Source organism: Pseudomonas sp. CFBP 13719 (genome assembly GCF_014842095.1).
Lineage (GTDB): Bacteria > Pseudomonadota > Gammaproteobacteria > Pseudomonadales > Pseudomonadaceae > Aquipseudomonas.
Genome location: NZ_JACYVB010000014.1, coordinates 1 through 17,324, shown reverse-complemented (window position 1 = coordinate 17,324; position 17,324 = coordinate 1). Strand labels below are relative to the sequence as shown.

18 protein-coding genes and 2 pseudogenes are annotated in these 17,324 nt (G+C 60.2%); 11 read left to right on the top strand and 9 right to left on the bottom strand.

What is annotated here, in order from left to right; translation table 11 throughout:
- Positions 1 to 2: 2 nt before the first annotated feature.
- Genes IFT57_RS25910 through IFT57_RS25900 form a run of 3 tightly spaced genes read right to left on the bottom strand, consistent with a single transcriptional unit; the run spans position 3 to position 2,199 of the window.
- Positions 3 to 755, bottom strand: a complete 753-nt coding sequence (locus IFT57_RS25910) for an amino acid ABC transporter ATP-binding protein (protein ID WP_122480591.1) — start codon at positions 753 to 755, stop codon at positions 3 to 5.
- Positions 752 to 1,420 carry an ectoine/hydroxyectoine ABC transporter permease subunit EhuD gene (gene ehuD, locus IFT57_RS25905; protein ID WP_122480590.1) on the bottom strand — a complete coding sequence of 223 codons (669 nt, stop codon included), beginning with the start codon at positions 1,418 to 1,420 and terminating at the stop codon, positions 752 to 754. Before ehuD ends, IFT57_RS25910 begins: the two co-directional genes overlap by 4 nt.
- A 14-nt stretch (positions 1,421 to 1,434) precedes the next feature.
- Complete coding sequence (locus tag IFT57_RS25900) at positions 1,435 to 2,199, bottom strand: ABC transporter substrate-binding protein (protein WP_192153131.1); 765 nt, start codon at positions 2,197 to 2,199, stop codon at positions 1,435 to 1,437.
- A gap of 215 nt (positions 2,200 to 2,414) precedes the next feature.
- On the opposite strand from IFT57_RS25900, the gene IFT57_RS25895 reads away from it, so the two are divergent.
- Positions 2,415 to 3,194 (top strand): IclR family transcriptional regulator, encoded by a 780-nt coding sequence (locus tag IFT57_RS25895; protein ID WP_192153130.1) that lies wholly within the window; start codon positions 2,415 to 2,417, stop codon positions 3,192 to 3,194.
- A 28-nt stretch (positions 3,195 to 3,222) separates the two neighbouring features.
- Here IFT57_RS25895 and IFT57_RS25890 read toward each other — a convergent pair whose 3' ends face one another.
- The 5 genes and pseudogenes from IFT57_RS25890 to IFT57_RS25875 form a co-directional block, all read right to left on the bottom strand.
- On the bottom strand, positions 3,223 to 4,353 hold the full coding sequence (locus IFT57_RS25890) for a Fic family protein (protein WP_192153129.1): 1,131 nt from the start codon (positions 4,351 to 4,353) through the stop codon (positions 3,223 to 3,225).
- Positions 4,354 to 4,539: 186 nt separating this feature from the next.
- Positions 4,540 to 5,205, bottom strand: a complete 666-nt coding sequence (locus IFT57_RS27370) for a methyl-accepting chemotaxis protein (RefSeq protein ID WP_446731223.1) — start codon at positions 5,203 to 5,205, stop codon at positions 4,540 to 4,542.
- A gap of 414 nt (positions 5,206 to 5,619) precedes the next feature.
- Positions 5,620 to 6,057: pseudogene (locus tag IFT57_RS27365) on the bottom strand (cache domain-containing protein); the annotation flags it as partial.
- Positions 6,058 to 6,365: 308 nt separating this feature from the next.
- Positions 6,366 to 6,767 (bottom strand): type II toxin-antitoxin system HicB family antitoxin, encoded by a 402-nt coding sequence (locus tag IFT57_RS25880; RefSeq protein WP_192153127.1) that lies wholly within the window; start codon positions 6,765 to 6,767, stop codon positions 6,366 to 6,368.
- Between the two features lie 28 nt (positions 6,768 to 6,795).
- Positions 6,796 to 6,978 carry a type II toxin-antitoxin system HicA family toxin gene (locus IFT57_RS25875; RefSeq protein WP_192047971.1) on the bottom strand — a complete coding sequence of 61 codons (183 nt, stop codon included), beginning with the start codon at positions 6,976 to 6,978 and terminating at the stop codon, positions 6,796 to 6,798.
- 243 nt (positions 6,979 to 7,221) lie between these two features.
- Between IFT57_RS25875 and IFT57_RS27360 the strand changes: the two are divergent.
- Positions 7,222 to 8,376: pseudogene (locus IFT57_RS27360) on the top strand (FIST signal transduction protein); the annotation flags it as partial.
- Complete coding sequence (locus IFT57_RS27355; RefSeq protein ID WP_446731222.1) at positions 8,353 to 9,243, top strand: methyl-accepting chemotaxis protein; 891 nt, start codon at positions 8,353 to 8,355, stop codon at positions 9,241 to 9,243. The pseudogene IFT57_RS27360 and the gene IFT57_RS27355, both read left to right, overlap by 24 nt.
- A gap of 53 nt (positions 9,244 to 9,296) precedes the next feature.
- On the opposite strand, the gene IFT57_RS25865 is transcribed toward IFT57_RS27355, so the two are convergent.
- Positions 9,297 to 10,151, bottom strand: coding sequence for a LysR substrate-binding domain-containing protein (locus tag IFT57_RS25865; RefSeq protein ID WP_192058880.1), 855 nt, complete (start codon positions 10,149 to 10,151; stop codon positions 9,297 to 9,299).
- A gap of 95 nt (positions 10,152 to 10,246) precedes the next feature.
- Between IFT57_RS25865 and IFT57_RS25860 the strand changes: the two genes are divergently transcribed.
- The 8 genes from IFT57_RS25860 (at position 10,247) to IFT57_RS25825 (ending at position 17,277) form a co-directional block, all read left to right on the top strand.
- Positions 10,247 to 10,480 (top strand): DUF1127 domain-containing protein, encoded by a 234-nt coding sequence (locus IFT57_RS25860; protein WP_122795872.1) that lies wholly within the window; start codon positions 10,247 to 10,249, stop codon positions 10,478 to 10,480.
- 82 nt (positions 10,481 to 10,562) lie between these two features.
- A complete protein-coding gene (locus tag IFT57_RS25855) occupies positions 10,563 to 10,802 on the top strand; it encodes a type II toxin-antitoxin system RelB/DinJ family antitoxin (RefSeq protein ID WP_192153125.1) in 240 nt (79 codons plus the stop codon).
- A complete protein-coding gene (locus tag IFT57_RS25850; protein WP_192102789.1) occupies positions 10,792 to 11,079 on the top strand; it encodes a type II toxin-antitoxin system RelE family toxin in 288 nt (95 codons plus the stop codon). Before IFT57_RS25855 ends, IFT57_RS25850 begins: the two co-directional genes overlap by 11 nt.
- 173 nt (positions 11,080 to 11,252) lie before the next feature.
- Entirely contained in the window at positions 11,253 to 12,092 is an 840-nt protein-coding gene (locus IFT57_RS25845; RefSeq protein ID WP_192153124.1) for an alpha/beta hydrolase, read from the top strand.
- Between the two features lie 99 nt (positions 12,093 to 12,191).
- Positions 12,192 to 12,689, top strand: a complete 498-nt coding sequence (locus IFT57_RS25840) for an RNA polymerase sigma factor (protein WP_192153123.1) — start codon at positions 12,192 to 12,194, stop codon at positions 12,687 to 12,689.
- Positions 12,686 to 13,648 carry a FecR family protein gene (locus tag IFT57_RS25835; RefSeq protein ID WP_274605221.1) on the top strand — a complete coding sequence of 321 codons (963 nt, stop codon included), beginning with the start codon at positions 12,686 to 12,688 and terminating at the stop codon, positions 13,646 to 13,648. Before IFT57_RS25840 ends, IFT57_RS25835 begins: the two co-directional genes overlap by 4 nt.
- 109 nt (positions 13,649 to 13,757) lie before the next feature.
- Positions 13,758 to 16,178 carry a TonB-dependent siderophore receptor gene (locus IFT57_RS25830; RefSeq protein ID WP_192153122.1) on the top strand — a complete coding sequence of 807 codons (2,421 nt, stop codon included), beginning with the start codon at positions 13,758 to 13,760 and terminating at the stop codon, positions 16,176 to 16,178.
- A 184-nt stretch (positions 16,179 to 16,362) separates the two neighbouring features.
- Positions 16,363 to 17,277 carry an alpha/beta hydrolase gene (locus tag IFT57_RS25825; RefSeq protein ID WP_192153121.1) on the top strand — a complete coding sequence of 305 codons (915 nt, stop codon included), beginning with the start codon at positions 16,363 to 16,365 and terminating at the stop codon, positions 17,275 to 17,277.
- Positions 17,278 to 17,324: the final 47 nt, after the last annotated feature.

Genomic DNA, 17,324 nt, shown 5'->3' with positions numbered 1-17,324 from the left:
GATCATGGCTGGCTCCGGGTGCTGGTGGTCGGGTGCAGGACCCGGCGCAGGAAATCCTGGGTGCGCGGGTGCTGCGGATTGCCCAGCACCTCGTCGGCCGGTCCGGTCTCCACCAGATAACCGCCGTGCAGGAAGCACACGCGGTCGGCGACCTCGCGGGCAAAGCCCATTTCGTGAGTGACGACGATCATGGTCATGCCCTCGTCGGCCAGGGTGCGCATCACCTGCAGCACATCGCCCACCAACTCCGGGTCCAGCGCCGACGTCGGTTCATCGAACAGCATGGCCTCAGGCTTCATCGCCAGTGCGCGGGCGATGGCCACGCGCTGCTGCTGGCCACCGGACAACTGCTCCGGGTAGGCATCGGCCTTTTCCGCTAGGCCGACCTTGTCGAGCAACGCCAGCGCCTCGCTGCGCACCTGCGCGGCCGGTTCGCCCTTCACGTACAGCGGCCCCTCCATCACGTTCTCAAGCACCGTGCGATGGGGGAACAGATTGAAGCGCTGGAACACCATGCCCATGCGGCTGCGCAGGGTGTGCACCGTCTTGCTGCCGCGCTGCACGGTCTCACCGAAGGCCTGGATCGAGCCGCCTTCATAGGTTTCCAGCGCATTGATGCAGCGCAGCAACGTCGATTTGCCCGAACCCGACGGGCCGATCAGGCACACCACTTCGCCTTTCTGCACCTCGAGATCGACCCCGTGCAACACGCGGTGGTCACCATAGTTCTTCTGCAACTGGCTGATCTTGATCATGCCTTCTTCCTCCGGCTCAGACGCTGCTCCATGCGCCGCAACCCGTACACCAGCGGCAGGCTCATCAGCAGGTACAGCAAGGCCACCAAGGTGTAGACGGTCATGTTCTGGAAGGTCGACGAGGCAATCAGCTGGCCCTGGCGGGTCATCTCGGCCACGGTGATGGTCGACACCAGCGAGGAGTCCTTGAGCATCATCACCAACGTATTGCCGTAGGGCGGCAGCGCGATACGAAACGCCTGTGGCAGGATCACCCGGCGCATCATCATGAACGAACGCATGCCCAGCGCTTCCGACGCTTCGCGCTGGCCCTGGTCGACGGCAATGATGCCGGTCCGAAAGTTCTCCGCCTGGTAGGCCGAGTAGGCGATGCCCATGCCGATCACGCCGGCCTGGAAGGCGGTCAGATGAATGCCCATCTCCGGCAGCACGAAATAGATATAGAACAGCTGCACGATGATCGGCAGCCCGCGGATCACGTTGATCACCGTGCTCGCCGCCCACGACAGCGCGCGGATCGGCGACAGCTTGAGCAGCGCGAGCACCAGCCCGAGCACGCTGCTGAGCAGAAACGACAGCACCGTGATCTGGATGGTCACCCACGCACCCTGAAGCAGAATCGGCAGGAAGTCCTGCGCGTTCTGCAAGAATTCAGCAAGCTTCATGGTCGCTCCTCAGCCTACACGCCCCACTTCTGCACGATGCCCTGCAGCGTGCCGTTGGCCTTGATGGTGTCGATGGCCTTGTTCAGGCGCTCCAGGGTTTCGCTGTCTCCCTTGCGCACCACGAAGCACACATCGCCTACTTTGGCCGGCGTGTAATCCGCAGCCAGCTTCACCCCTTTGAAGGTGTTCTGACGAATCTGGTAGGCCACTATCGGCTGGTCGGCCACGGCGGCCTTGATGCGACCCAGGGACAGGTCACGGACCATCTCGGCAATCGAATCGTAGGTGCGCACTTCCTTGAAGATGCCCAGCTTGTTGACCAGGTCGTAGAAGGCGGTGCCCGCCTGGGCGCCGATCACTTCACCCTTCAACGCATTGAGGTCGGGGTAGGCGGTGTTGTCGTCGGCACTGACGATCAGGCCTTCGCCGTAGGAATAGACCGGCGTGCTGAAGTCCACCACCTTGGCGCGCTCTTCGGTCTTGAGCATGCCCGCCGAAATGAAGTCCAGCTTGCCCGACGTCAGCGACGGGATCAGCGCCGCGAAATTGGTCTGCTCCATCTGCGTGCCGAAGCCACCGGCCTCGCCGACCGCTTTGGCGATGTCGACCATCATCCCCTGAATGCTGTTGCTCTTGATGTCCAGAAAGGTAAAGGGCGAACCCGTGGCGGTTGCACCAACCTTGTACATCGGTGCCTCGGCAGCGTGCACCAGGGAGGCACCGAGCGTCATGCAGATACCGAGCGCGAAACGGCGAAACAGAGGGGAAAGGCTGTTCATCGGGTCACTCCAGAAGGAATCGGAAGGTGGTCACCGCCATGCGGTCCTGAGGAAGGTCGCAAGCTCTATGCCATTACAGGTCTTTGCTATCAATTTACGCCGCTAAAAAATCGTTTAACGAAGGTTTCGTATCGCTATACGATTTTCAGGCCCGGTATTTGCTGTCTGGTAGCTGTCGTCCGGGTTCAATCGCTGCTCATTTCCTTGAGGCCCTCATGTCCGAAGATCGCAACAGCCTGTTCAACCAGTCCCTGGAAAAAGGCTTGGCCGTACTGCGTACATTCAGCGCCAAGCGCCGCAGCATGAGCCTTGCAGAGATCGCCGAAGCCGCCCACATGACCAAAAGCTCGGCCCAACGCATGGTGTTCACCCTGGAAAGCCTGGGTTACCTTCGGAAACACTCGCGCACTCGGCATTACCAGTTGACCCCACATGTGCTGGAACTGGGCTTCAGCTACCTTGATGCTCATTCACTGATCGAGGTGGGCAATCCGTTTCTCGCCGAACTCACTCGGCTGACCGGCGAGACCGCCTGCCTGACCGAGCCCACCGGTGTGGAAATGACCTACATCGCGCGCTTCGTCAGCGCTCGCTTCGTGCCCGTGCACATGCCCATCGGCAGCCGCGTGCCGATGTACTGCACCGGCTCCGGCCGTGCCTACCTCAGCGCCCTGCCACCCGCCGAGGCCCTGGCCCTGGTGCAAAGCAGCGTACGCGTCGCGCACACCCCGCACACCCACACCGACGTGGACGAGATCATGGCCTCGCTGCAAACCGTGCGCGAATGCGGCTACGCGGTGAACACCCAGGAACTGTTCCTCGGCGACATGACCATCGCCGCCCCCGTCATCGGCGGCAACGGCCGCCCCGTGGCCGCCGTCCACGTGGTCGCCCCCACCAGCCGCTGGACCCGCGCCGACGCCGAAAGCCAGCTGGTGCCGGCCTTGATGCAGTGTGTGCAGGTGTTGAGCAATTCGGCGCGGAGTTTGGGGTAGGGAGCGAGGGTAAACGTGGCACGCAGACTTACCGTGCTGCGACGATCCGATAGCGCGTACTCCTACCCCCACCTGGCAACCGTTGCAGCAGGCCCTTTTCCAATAGATCGGCGAGGTGGCGGGTGGCGGTTGCCTTGCTGACCTTCGCTACCGCTTGATACTGCGCGGCGCTGATCCCCTCTTCGAATCCCTTGGCGCCGCCATCGAGCAGGCGATTGATCACTTTCAGCTGCTCCTTCGACAACGGCAGCGCACGGTGCGCCTGCCAGAAGCGCGCCTTGTTCAGCACTCGATCAATGTTCGAGATCGCTGCGGTAATTGCTGCGAGCAATGTCTGAAGAAACCACACCAGCCACGGCGTGACGTCCATGTCGGCTTTCTGCGTTTGTTCCAGAACCGAGTAGTAACCCCCCCGGTTGTCCAGAATGCTTGCTGACATGGCGTAGAAACGCACCGCTTGGTGGTCACCCTGGGCAAGCGCCAGGTCGGTGAGCGCGCGGGTCAAACGACCGTTGCCATCGTCGAAGGGGTGCAGAGTGACGAACCAGAGGTGAGCGAGACCCGCGCGCAACAGGGGATCCAGCGTGGTCGACGCCACGTTGAACCAGTCAACGAACGTTTCAAGCTGCTGTTCCAGCCCGTGCCTAGATGGGGCTTCGAAGTGCACCGTTGGCCGATCCAGCCGGCCCGACACTACCTGCATCGGCTCATTGCCACGCAACTCACCCACACGCACCGGCGTGTGCAGCTGACTCGAATCGTCCGCTGGAAACAGCAGCGAATGCCACTGCAGCAAGCGCTCTATGCTCAAAGGTTGAGCGTGATTGCACGTTGCATCGACCATCAATTGCGCCAGACCCTCGCTGCGCGAAGTTCTCTGCGCCTCTTTGGGCTCGTGTACACCCAAGCGGCGAGCCAGGGAAGATCGAACCGAACCGGCATTGAGTGCCTCACCCTCGATTGCCGAGGACGTGATGATATTCTGCAGCAGCGTATCGAGCATGCCCTGTCGGCTGCTCTCAGCACCAACGGCGCCAAGCCTGCCCAACAGCCGTCCTTGCTCACTTGTGCATTGACGCAGCAGGTCAGCTAGCTCTTCGGGTTGCCAGGAGAATAAAGGCCATTGAGGTTGCTGCCAGATCCACTGGGGCATGAGCATTCTCGCCTTGATGAGCCGATTGGGGATCTTATTCGGCTCATATTGTGAGCCGAATGTTGAGTCTATTCGGCTCACGCGGAATATCAAGGACACACGCGGCCATTTTGGTAGAGTCCGCTGCTTTCAGGTCACACTGCGCATCGACTCGGCTAATCGTCCTCGCAGTTGGTTTCACCCGCATGAATCCTATAGTTGAAAGCGCGCCGTAGAGTCGGTCAACGTCCTGCTTGAAGTGACCACAGCGTTCACGTCCTTGTTGGCGATGCTGACCGATTCTGCAGACGCATTGACCATGTTGGCGATCAGCTCCACGTTTCGTGCAACACTGCTGCTCGCCTCGCTCTGTTCCGAAGTCGCCGCGGCCATTTCCCGTACTTGCGCCAACGTGGCCGCTGACTCCGTGCTGATATCGCGCAAGGCCACCGTCGCCTGGTCTGCCAGTGACGCCGCCGTTTCCATTTTTGGCTTGACGGCCGCCATGCCTTTTACGGCATCGGAAGTATCATTCTGGATGTCGGCAATCATGGTGGTGATTTCTTCCGTCGCCTGGGCGGTCCGTTGTGCCAGGTGCCGGACTTCATCGGCCACCACTGCAAACCCACGACCTTGTTCACCTGCGCGCGCGGCTTCGATGGCCGCATTGAGCGCCAACAAGTTGGTCTGGCTGGCGATGTTTCTGATCACGCTGGTGATGCCGTTGATTTCATCTGCGCGGGTAACCAATCCGGCTATCTGTTCGGAAGAACGCGCCACCTGTTCTGACACATCGGCAATGGCAAAAGTGACCTCCGACACCAGGCGTTCGCCCTCTACGGCAAGGGCCGCAGAGCGTTCCGAGTTGACTTGGGTCATGCGCGCATTGCTGGAAATATGGTCGATGGTGACGGACATCTCCTCTACTGCAGCAGCCGTCATCGTTGTGGCTTCGGATGTATGTTGCGAAGCTTCATCGATGTTCTGCATCTGCTCGCCCAGGCTCGAAGAACTGCCTTTGAGTTCTTCGGCCACATGTTTGATGTCAGTGATCATGCTCCTCAGCCCAGTCTGCATTTGAGCCACGGCGGCCATCAGGCTGGCAGGCGGATACTTATCCTGCATCACGTGGCGCAAGTCGCCGTTGGCAATGTTGCTGGTCACACCGGCCACTTCCCTCGGCTCACCGCCCAGGGCGTTGTAGATACTGCGAGACATGCGGTAGGCCACTGCGATCACGACTACCAGAACAAACAGGCCGGCCCACATGAACTTGAGCGCCAACTGCCAATAGGCCTCGGTGATGTCATCGGCGTATACGCCGAAGCCCATGATCCAGTTCCAGCCAGGCACCTTGGTGACGCCGTTGATCTTGGCCACCGGAACGGTGTCCCCGGATCGGGCCACCATGTCATCGAAAAACGCGAAACGCTCGCTGCTCAAGCGGTCCAGGTAATTCTGCCAAGTGGTCTTGCCATTGGGCAGTCTCGCGCCAAAATCGATTTTGCCAATCAAGGCTTGGTTGGGGTGAACCAGGCTCAGCGCGCCTTCGGTACGCGTCCAGATATACGCGTTCTTGCCGTCGCGCAATGCGGCCAACGTTTCGATGGCGCGGGCCTGGGCCTGTTCGGTACTCAAACGCCCAGCCTTTTCTTCGTTCTGAAAGTACTCGACCTGCTTGGCGGCCAGATTCAGCACGGTATGAATTTCGCGCCGCCGGTCGTCTAGCATGGTGTTGTGCAACGTGCTCAGTGCAAACACTGCGATCGCGACAAGCCCCGCACAGGCGCAGGCGGAAATAACGAACAAACGATGGGAGACTTTCATCTGACTGATCCAAGGAGTGGTTGACGCCCGCCCCTGATGGAGCTGGTTCGTACAGCACGCCCGAGAATCCTGTCTTGCGAAGAGTGCCGCCTGCGCTATCGGCAGCGGGTTGCCGAGCTTGAGCAACGAGCGGTAGAGCCGGATCGCTGGTCGATAAACGGCAGCGGGGACGTCTGGTGCCCGTGTAATGAGTGCTTTGGCAGAGCGCCAGCTCAACGGCCCAGCTTTTCCAAAGCCGCATCGGTCAAGAAAGAAGAACGACTTTTCACATTGTGCTCACGAACGAACCGGTCGATCTGCGAAATCACGAAACCCGGCAGCGTGACATTGACCTTTTCAGTCTTGCCTAGGTAAGGGGTTATATCGACATCAAGCATTCCCCAGCCCATGTCCGCGTATTGAGGGTCGCTTCGAAGGCTGAACGTTGCGCTGGGAAGAGGAACGCTTGCTCCCCGAGTTGCGATGTCTTGCAACATGATATGAGCGATCTCGATCGCTGCGCTGTAGGCTTCTTCGAACGTGTCTCCAGCGGTGATAGCGCCAGGAATGTCAGGTACTTGAATACCGACGGCTGTATTTTCATCACCCCATTCGATGCAGATTGGGTAGCGCATGGATATCTCCTCATGAGTCCGCCGTAGCCTAGGTCAACCCGGCAAGTTTTCGAATGGCTCTGACCGTGCCAACCGGCAGATCCTTCTTGGGATGTGGAACCGGAACTGTTTGAGCACGCCTCGGGTGCTTGAACATGTGATGACTTCCGGCGATACGATCAAGTACCCAGCCGGCCTGCTCCAGCTCGCGTATTAGCTGTCTGCTCTGCACTCAGCACTCCTTGTGCATGAGGATTTTATAACCCTAGGGGCATGTATTTTCAACCCCGAGAAGACTGAGCAGAATATCGAAGCCGACAGCTCGACTAAAACCCTCAAAGTTTCTGAAAATTTCGGTCAGCACTCCCCCCATAAACCCGACCACCTGCTTCAAGTCCCCCTTCCCAAGGCCGATAGGAGAACCAATGCAAGCCACGCCCCGCGTGCGCTGTGCCCCCTTCTAGCGAGCCCAGTGATGAACCTTTTCAAACGCTTCAACAACGCCCGCGCAAACAGCCAGGGCGCCGTGAGCCTGAGTTGCACGGCCGGTGAGCTGGACCGCGCCCTGGCCGGTTTGCGCGCGGATCCCGTGCTGGTGACAGGCTTCGTCTCGCCCCACCTGGACATCGACAAAGTTGCGGCCAGCGTCAGGCAGCGCTTTCCCAACGGCACCATCAGCCTGTGCACCACCTCGGGTGAGCTGTGCAACAGCGCCGATGGCTTGTACTGCGCCGCGGGCGAGCATTGGGACCGCATCGTCCTGCAATGCTTCGAGCGCAGCGTGATTGCCTCGGCGGAAGTGGTCATGGTGCCGCTGGAGTGCGAAGACATCCGCAAGGGCGGCAAACGCATGGAGATGCGCGAGCGAATCGAAAAGCTGGTCAACAACATCAAGCGCGTGCAGGTCAGCACGCCCATCGACCACCGCGACACCCTGGCCTATGTGGTGTTCGACGGGCTGTCGGCGTCCGAATCGTTCTTCATGGAGGCGCTCTACGAATCCGGTCGCTTCCCGTGCCTGTTCGTCGGCGGTTCCGCCGGCGGCAAATCGGACTTCCAGAAAACCCTGATCCACGACGGCAAACGCAGCTACCAGAACCACGCCCAGATCGTTTTCCTGAAGACGGCTCCGGATATCCGGTTCGGTGTGTTCAAAAGTCAGAACTTCGAACCGGTCGGGCTGACGTTCAGCGTGCTCACCGCCTCCGTCGAAGACCGCACCATCGACCAGGTGATCGACAGCAACGGCAACATCATGAGCATGGTGCAGGCCCTGTGCAACGCCTTCAAATGCGACAGCCACTCCCTGGAAAAGAACCTGGCCGAGTACTCGTTCGCCATCCGTGTCGGCAGCGAATTGTTCGTGCGCTCCATTGCCCGCATCGACCACGCCCAGCAGATCATCCAACTGTTCTGCGACGTTGCGCCGGGCGAGGAACTGGTCATGGTCAAGCGCACGCCGTTACGTCAGGCCACGGAAAAAGACTACCGACAGTTCCTGCAAGGCAAGGGCGGCCAGCCGGTCGCCGCCATTCTCAACGACTGCATCTTGCGCAGGCTCAACAACGCCAATGACCTGGGCAGCATGCGCGGGCTCTTTGGCGATATGCCGGTGGTGGGCTTCTCGACCTTCGGCGAAATCCTCGGCCTGAACCTCAACCAGACCCTGACCGCGATCTTCTTCTTCCACGTCGCCAAGGGTGCTTCGTTCACCGACGAATACGTGGACCGCTTCATCGCCCACTACGGCGAGTTCAAAGCGTTCTTTCTGCGCCGCCAACTGAAGAAGATGGTTGGCTTGAATCACGTGGTGGTCAAACAGATCGAAGCCTTCAAGCGCAACGACTTCACCAGCGCGCTCGACACCCGCGGCCTGGACAACGGCATCCTTCCCGTCTTCAAAGGCCTCGCGGCCTTGGGCCAGGTGCTCGCCGACGCGGGCGAACAACAGGAGCAGATGGCCACCCAGATCAAGCATTACTCCGGCGAACTGCACCTTTCCATGGACGACCTGGCGGCCACCATCGACCGCCAGAACACCGTTTCCAGCCAAGCCGGCAGCACCGTCGAAGACCTTGCCCGGCAGGCGGACGAAGCGGTAGTGGGCGCACGTGCGCTGGCCAGCTCGAGCCTGCAGATTCAGTCCATCGTGCAGGTGATCCAGCAGATTGCCGGGCAGACCAATTTGCTTGCGCTGAACGCTGCTATCGAAGCAGCCCGCGCTGGCGAGCTGGGTAGAGGGTTTGCAGTGGTGGCCGACGAGGTGCGCAAGTTGGCGGAGATCACACGCAAAAATGCGGCGGATATCGGCGTGGATGTCGACTTGCTGTCGAGCGAGATTCAGCGAGTGGCTCAGCAGATCGAAGACCAGTCCACCGGGGTGGGCGCGCTGAGGGAGATGCTGGATACCTTGGAGGCATCGAGCCAGGCCACAGAAGGCACGGCGAGGCGCACCAAGGGTATTGCGGATACGTTGACCGGGTTGACGCGGGGGTAGGGGAGCTTTGCGCAGGTTGGGGATCGGTCATGACGTCGAGTCTGGCTCGGTACTCAAAGCCTGAACCCCTCGACGATATGCTCAGCCAATGCATCCATCATCGGCGAGCGGGTATCAGGGTTGCGCAGCAACATGATGCTCGCGATGGGCAACAAGGGCATGCCTTCGGCTTCGCCAATGATCCGCATCCCTGGCGTGACCAGGCTCTGCAACTGTGCGGTGACCGCCAGGCCCACGCCGACCGCCGCCATTATCGCCGCGAGGCTAGGGCTGGAGTAGGCGATCCGGTAGGGCTTCTGCGCGGCGTCCAGGGCATTGCACGCCCATATCCGGCAAAAACAATCGGTATTGAACATCGCCAGTGGCACGGGCGTTTGTTCATGGAGAAAAAAGCCTTCGGCTTCAGCCCACACGAAGCGCTCCTGGCGCAGCAACTGGCCCACTTCGCGCCCGGGCTCACGGGTGACGATCGTCAGATCCAAATCCTTGCGTTGCATCAATTGCCGGGAGCTCTCGCAATGGACCTCCACCTGCACCAGCGGAAACGCCTGGGCGAAGCCGGACAAGATCCCCGGCAGAAAGCGCATGGCGTAGTCATCCGGAGTGCCGATGCGCACGGTGCCGACCATGTGCGGCTCGCGCAGGGTGGTGAACACTTCGCTGTGCAATTTGAGAATGCGGCGCGCGTAACCCAACAGAATCTGCCCTTCAGCCGTCAGCTTCACCTGCCGGCCATCACGTTCGAACAATTGCCGACACAGCACGTCCTCCTCGAGCCGCTTCATCTGCATGCTCACTGCCGATTGAGTGCGGTTAACCCGCTCGCCGGCCTTGGTGAAACCGCCTTCATCGGCGATGGCCACGAAAGTACGCAGGACTTCCGAATCGATGCTCTGGTAATGGGACATTGATCAATCTCTGAGATGCACAGCATTCAAAACATTCGTTGGATTGATGTTAAACCTGAACCGAGAATCAAGCCATCAACCCGGAGGATGAGCAGATGAAAGGTCAAACAGTGAATGCCTGTGTTTCGAACGACGGCTGCACCCAGCATAAGTCGTTAGGGCCTCTAGCCAATCTCTGGAAGCGCATCACGCGCTGGTATGAACTAGCTCGGCAACGGCATCAATTGGAGCAGATGAGTGACGCCGGGCTCAAGGACCTGGGCTTGAGCCGTGCGGATATCTATAAAGAGATCGAGCGCCCGTTCTGGGACGATCCGTTCTGCAAGTGATGCAATACCCATCGGTCGTGGGTTGCTCAAACGTAGTTTTTGCTTCAATGTAATGACCAGTGTCATTACAGGAGAACGTCCCATGGCATCCATCAACATACGTATCGACGACGACCTGAAAGCGCGCGCTTACCACGAGCTGGAAAAACTCGGCGTCACTCCATCTGAGCTAATGCGCCAAACCCTGCAGTACGTGGCGGAGCGAGGTCAGCTGCCCTTCAAATCCGTCTTGATGACCGAGGATGATGAAGCTTTGCTCGAAAAGGTGCGGGAACGGCTGGCGAATCCTCAGCGAGTCAAGGTTTCGCTAGATGACCTATAGCCTCGAGTTCGACGCTCGGGCGCTAAAGGAATGGCACAAGTTGGGGGATACCGTACGCCAGCAACTCAAGAAGAAACTGGTCGCGATTCTGCTTAATCCGCGCAATGAAGCCAACCGTCTACATGGCTTGCCCGACTGCTACAAAATCAAACTGCGCAGCAGTGGGTACCGGCTGGTTTACCAAGTTATCGACCAAGAGGTAGTAGTGTTTGTCGTGGCCGTTGATAAGCGTGAGCGGGAGGCCGTATATCGCAAGGCGGCTGAGCGGCTGAGCTAGCCGAGCCGGAAACGGGGTAATCCGCTTTGCTACAGCCAGAGCAAGACAAACGACGCCGTCATCCGTCTTATGGGCATGCGAGAGCACTCTCCACCGCGCAGGTGTGCCGGTCGGCTTCTTTGACGTCGACGACATCCGCTTGCGGGCCTGCCCAACGAGGACCGTCTGAAATCATGATTCGTAAAGTAATAGCAGTGTTCACCGCCTGGCTCCTTGGTGCAGCGATGGCGGCTCATGCTCAGCCGGTCACGCTGGACGGTACCGAGCAATGGACGATGCAAAGCGAAGGCGGGCTGGAATACCGCATCATGATCAGCCTTCCCGAGGGTGACGTGCCCTATACCGGCGGTTATCCAGTCATCTATTTGTTGGACGGCAATGCCTATTTCCCGGCGTTTCATGCCGCCAAGCGTGCCCAGGCCAAATTGCGCGGATCCATCCTGGTGGCCATCGGTTATCCGAGTGACACGCCACTGGACTTTGCCCGGCGCGCGTTCGACCTGACACCGCCCGCGCCCGCCGATCGCAATACACCTCCACAGGGCGGCCAGGATCTGTTTCTCGATTTTATCCAGACGCGCCTGATGCCCAAAGTGTCCGAGCATTTCAAAGTCGACGAAGACCAGCGCAGCCTGGTCGGGCACTCGTTCGGCGGCATGCTGGGCGTGTACGCGATGTTCACTCGGCCCACTCTGTTTCAACACGTTGTAGCGGTCAGCCCCAGCCTGTGGTGGCGTGACCAATTCCTGCTGGCACCTGAACGCGCCTTCACCGAACGCGTCCGCGCCGGGCAACTCGACATGACGCAGACCAGCCTGAGCATCGTGATGGCCGAGCGTGATTCGGTCCAGGGCATCCAGGATGCCAGGGCGTTGTACTCGCGCCTGCAGGAGTTGTCCGGTACCGGGCTGCGCACCGGCTTTGTGGTCGAACCTGGCGAGGACCACGCCTCCATACCCTTTCGCATCCCCAATCAGGTCCTGGGTGAGTTGATTGGCGCAAGACGTTATTGAGCAGGCAGGGAAAGGCAGGCAACAACGCCTTTGCAAGCGCAAATGATTCTCTTTGTGATATTTTCCTGCCCTTGCCACTCCGCCTTTCAAGGTTCCTTCATGTCCGGCCCAGATCTCAAGGCGCTGTACCTCGCCCACCGCAGCGAAATTCAGGATTACCTGGACCGTCGTTTGCGTTGCAAAGAGACCGCCGCCGATCTGACTCAGGACACGTTCATTCGCCTCTCCGAACAGATGGGTCGAACGCCGATTGCGAATTTCCGCGCTTATCTGTTCTCCAGCGCACGCAATCTGTTCATCGATCACACCCGGCGCCAGGAGCACCGCAAAGGCGAGACCCTCGATCCACAGACGACTGTCAGCTTCGAGCCGTCCACGCCGACGCTTGAACAAGCGGCGATCGCTCATCAGCAACTGAGCACCTTGAACACGGTGATTCAGAACATGCCCGCGCCTTGTCGCGAGGTGTTCCTGATGGTGCGCGTGGAAGGCCTGACCTATGTGGAAATAGGCCAGCGCCTGGGTATTCCTGCCAAAACCGCGTATAGCCGCATGGTGCGCGCCCTGGATCTGCTCAAGATCGGTATGTCCGAATGAGCGCCGAACCACCACCAGCGTCCCCTGTGGCGCACGTTGACGACATAAGCCATCGAGCGAGCACCTGGTTTGCGTTGATGCACGGCGGGTCTCCCACAGCAGCCGAACAGGCGGAGTTGGCCGCGTGGCTGGATGCCGACCCCCGACATGCCGAGGCCTATGCCCAGCTCGAGCACCTGTGGGCCGCGTCCGCGCAGTTGCCTTCGCTCAACGCGGCACCGGCGGCTGGGCAACTGTCTCGACGGCGTTTCGTCGGCATGGGCATCGCCGCCAGTGCCGTGGCCGTCAGCGCATGCGCCTCCGTGCTATGGCTCAACGATATGGGCCTGCCGTTCGCCGATGTCCGCAGCGCCGTGGGCGAGCGGCGGACGGTCAGCTTGCCCGATGGGTCCACCGTCGACCTTGCCGGCCACACCGCACTGAATGTGGATTTTTCACCGACCCGGCGCGCCGTGGAACTGCTTCACGGCGAGGCCTACTTCAATGTGCTGCCCGCAGCCGCCGGTGAGTTCACGGTCAACAGCCGATCCGGGCAGGTGGTGGCCGCCGAAGGCGAGTTCTGCTTGTCATGCGATGACGCATCGACACTGCTGACGGTAAGCCGCAAGACGGTCCGTGTGGTAACGGCCAACCAGCAGATCGATCTGGCGGAGGGCTTGTCGCTGCGTTTCAGCAGTGATCGGACCGGCCCCATCCAGCACGCCGAACTGGCTCAGGTACTCGCCTGGCGCAGCGGGCGATTGGTGTTCTTCGACAAGCCGTTATTTACGGTCATCGATGAGCTGCAACGCTGGCGCGAAGGCCGAATCTTCATCATGGACAAACAACTCGCCAGCCGCCGAGTCAGTTTGATCCTCAATCTGAACAAGCCCGAGCAGATGCTCGACGCCATCACCAAAGCCTTGGCGGTCCGTGTGGATCGCTACACCGACCTGATCACTCTGATCTATCCCGCCTGATCCCACAGAAAAATCTTTTACGCACCCTCAGGGAATCGCGTGCGCTCATGCGTCTTAGCCTGACTGATTGGTATTCGCATTTTCGAGCACTTTCTAGGGAACGACCGCAATGGCAACGCAACTCAACCATGGCTTCAGAATCGACAGCCGCTGGCAGCGCAACGCGCTGGGCACTGCATTGGCCTGCACACTGTTCGTCGGCGCGCTTCAGGCTCATGGGGCGCAGGTCCATTCGGCGGGTACGTCCGTAGAGCGGCTGTCACTCAATATTTCCGCGCAGCCCCTGCGTCAGGCCTTGCTGCAGTTCAGCCAGCAGTCCGGCCAGAACGTGCTGCTGGACGGCAACCTGGACAGCGCCCTGCGCAGCACTGCCGTAAAAGGCAGCTACTCGTCGGAAGAGGCACTGGCGAAACTGCTGCAGGGCAGTGGCTACACCTTCGCCCGAACCGATGCCATGACCGTTTACCTGGTCCCGGTGCAGAACACGCAGGCCAGCAGCGAAATCCTCCTGGCGCCCACGCAGATCCAGTATCAAACCTCCGGCGACGTCAGCCCAACCCGCGGTTACCGGGCAAACCCCGTGTCCAGCACCACTCGCCTGGGCCTGAGCGACAAGGAAACCCCGCAAGCGATCACCGTGATTACGCGTGAGCAGATGGACGACTTCCAGCTCAACAGCGTGAAGGATGCGCTGCGTAACGCACCGTCGGTGACCGTGGAACAGTTCGAAACCGATCGCACCGCCTTCACTTCACGTGGTTTCAAGATCGAAAACTTCGAGTTCGACGGCATGAGCCTGCCGTTCTCTGGCGGCGTATTGGTCGGCGATCAGGACATGACCGAGTTCGAGCAGGTCGACGTGCTGCACGGCGCCAACGGCTTGATGAGCGGCACCGGCGATCCGTCTGCCACGGTCAACCTGGTGCGCAAGCGCCCCACGGACACGTTCCAGGCGCGGGTCGACAGCAGCGTGGGCTCGTGGGACAACCGCCGCTTGAGCTTTGACGTGTCGGGACCACTCAGCCAAAGCGGAAACGTTCGCGGACGCTTCATCACCTCCCATGACAAAGGCAACTCCTACCTCGATCAGTACGGCCATGAAGTCAACGTAGCGGCCGGCCTGCTGGCTTTCGACCTGTCCGATGCCGACACCCTCACCGTAGGCTTCACCCAGCAGAACAGCTACTCCAATGGCAGCACCTGGGGCGCCTTGCCCATCGCCGACTACCAGGGCAACCGCATTCACTACAGCAGCCGCAGCTCCAGTGTCGGCCAGCCTTGGACTTACTGGGACGTGCACACCCAGCGCGCCTTCGCCGAGCTGACCCACGCGTTCGACAATGGCTGGACCAGCACCCTGACCCTGGCCGGAATGAAGCAGGATTCCGACACCAAGATGTTCTACGCCATCCCCGCCACCGCGGACCAGGTGTACGGCTACATCAACCGTACCACCAGCAAGGAAGAGCAAGTCACCGCCGAAGCGAAACTGTCTGGCCCCTTCGCGCTGTTCGGCAGGGAACATGAACTGACCCTGGGCGCCAACTACGGCCGCACCCACCACGACGAGGTCGGGCATTACAAAGATGCATCCGGCAACCAAATGGTAAGCCTGGCCGACGCGCTGTCCGGCAATGTCGTGCAACCGCCGCTGAACTACACCGACGACCTCAATACCCAGCTGTTCACCGACCGACAAAAGAGCCTGTTCGCCGGCGCGCGCTTCAGCGTCATCGATGACCTGCACTGGATTGCCGGCGCGCGCATGCTCAGCGCCGACGGCGATGGCGCCGGCTACGGATCGCCCCACGACACACGGGTGCACGGCAAAGTGACCCCGTACACCGGCCTGGTCTACGACCTCACCCCACAGTGGAGCCTGTACACCAGCTGGACGAAAATCTTCAAACCGCAATACCTGCGCAGCACCAGCGGCGGCTTGATCCTTCCGCTCGAAGGCAAAAGCCTGGAAGTGGGTGTGAAAGGCCTCGTGCTCGATGAGCGACTCACCCTCACCGCTGCCGCGTTCAAAACCGATCAGCAAAACGTCGCCGAGCTCACCGGCGAAATCGTCGGTGGCCAGTACCTGTACCGCGGCACCAACGTCAAAAGCCATGGCTTCGAACTGGGCGCGTCGGGCGAAGCACTACCTGGCCTGGACATCGCGGGCGGTTACACCTTCGTGCAGATCGAAGACGACAACGGCGACGACACCCGCAAATACATTCCCACCCACACCCTGCGCGGCAGCCTGACCTATCGCCTGCCCGAGATGCCCAGCGTCAAGGTGGGCACCCGTTTCCAATGGCAGAGTGCAACCGAAGTCGACACCAACAGCAACGTGAGCCAAGAGGCCTACGCGCTGGTGGACTTGATGGCCAGCTATGATATCGACGACAACTGGAGCACCTCGCTCAACCTCAACAACGTCACCGATCGCAAGTACTTGCTGTCGCTGTATCAGTCGTCAGGGTCGACCAACTACGGCGCGCCGCGGAATTTGACGGCTTCGGTGACGTGGAAGTATTGAGCGGGCTTGTTCCGGCCGGATGGGCGCAGGTTAGCGTGAGGTGATAGTGAGTTGTCGATCATGAATGCTTGAAAAATATGCGGAGCTCAGTGCGGTTGGTCGAAAGTGAGGTAGCTTTCCTGAGGCACCCAACAAGATACTAGGGTGCGTAAGAAATTCTCGTCCACCGACTGAGTGAGCTTTCATGAATCGCCGCAATTTCATCCTGGGCGCCGGCTCTGCCATGCTGATGTTGAAACTGGCCGCCGCTCAGGCCAATGATCCACCGGCCAACAGCGAAACAGTCGAGCTGTGGAGCGGCGTACCGCCAGGCGGAGGCGGACCCTCGGGAGACAACACCCTCACATCCCATGGCTCTCTAAGCAACGTCACCCGCCCTTACCTGCAGATCTTCAAACCCGCCACACCCAATGGAAAAGCCGTGATCGTCGCTGCCGGTGGGGGCTACAAACGAATCGAACTCGGCATCGAGGGATGGCCCTTGGCGCAGTGGCTGAACGAGCGCGGGTATACCGCCTATGTGCTGGCCTACCGCTTGCCGAGTGAAGGCTGGAACGCCGGCAACATTGTCGCACTGCAAGACGCGCAGCGCGCACTCCGCATTGTCCGCAGCCGGGAAAAGCATGTGACCCTGCTGGGCTTTTCAGCGGGTGGGCACCTGATGGGCATGACCGCGACGCTGGGCGATTCTCAGACGTATGCCGCGCAGGACAGCATCGATTCGATACCCGCCGTCGCTGAGGGGGCGGCGTTGATCTATCCACCGATTACGTTGGAGCGGCCTTATACATATACCTCGACCCACAAGGTATTGGTCGGGCCAGATGCGTCGGCGCAAGAAGAGGCTAAGTGGTCTGTGCAGAACCGCGTAACTGGCAGCACACCGCCCGAGTTCTTGGTGCAGGCGGAGGATGACTCGGTGGTTGATCCGCACAATACGCTGATCATGGCTGCGGCGTGTGAGCAGCGTGGAGTGGCTGTGGAGATGCATCGGTATGCGACAGGCGGGCATGGGTTTGGGTTGGGGAGGAGGGGGACGGCGAGTGGGGAGTGGCCGGGGAGGTATGAGGCGTGGTTGGGGAGGTTGGGGGTGGGGTGAGGACGGGTACTTGAAGTAAGCCTCAAGTTTACTCATTTCATCGCTGC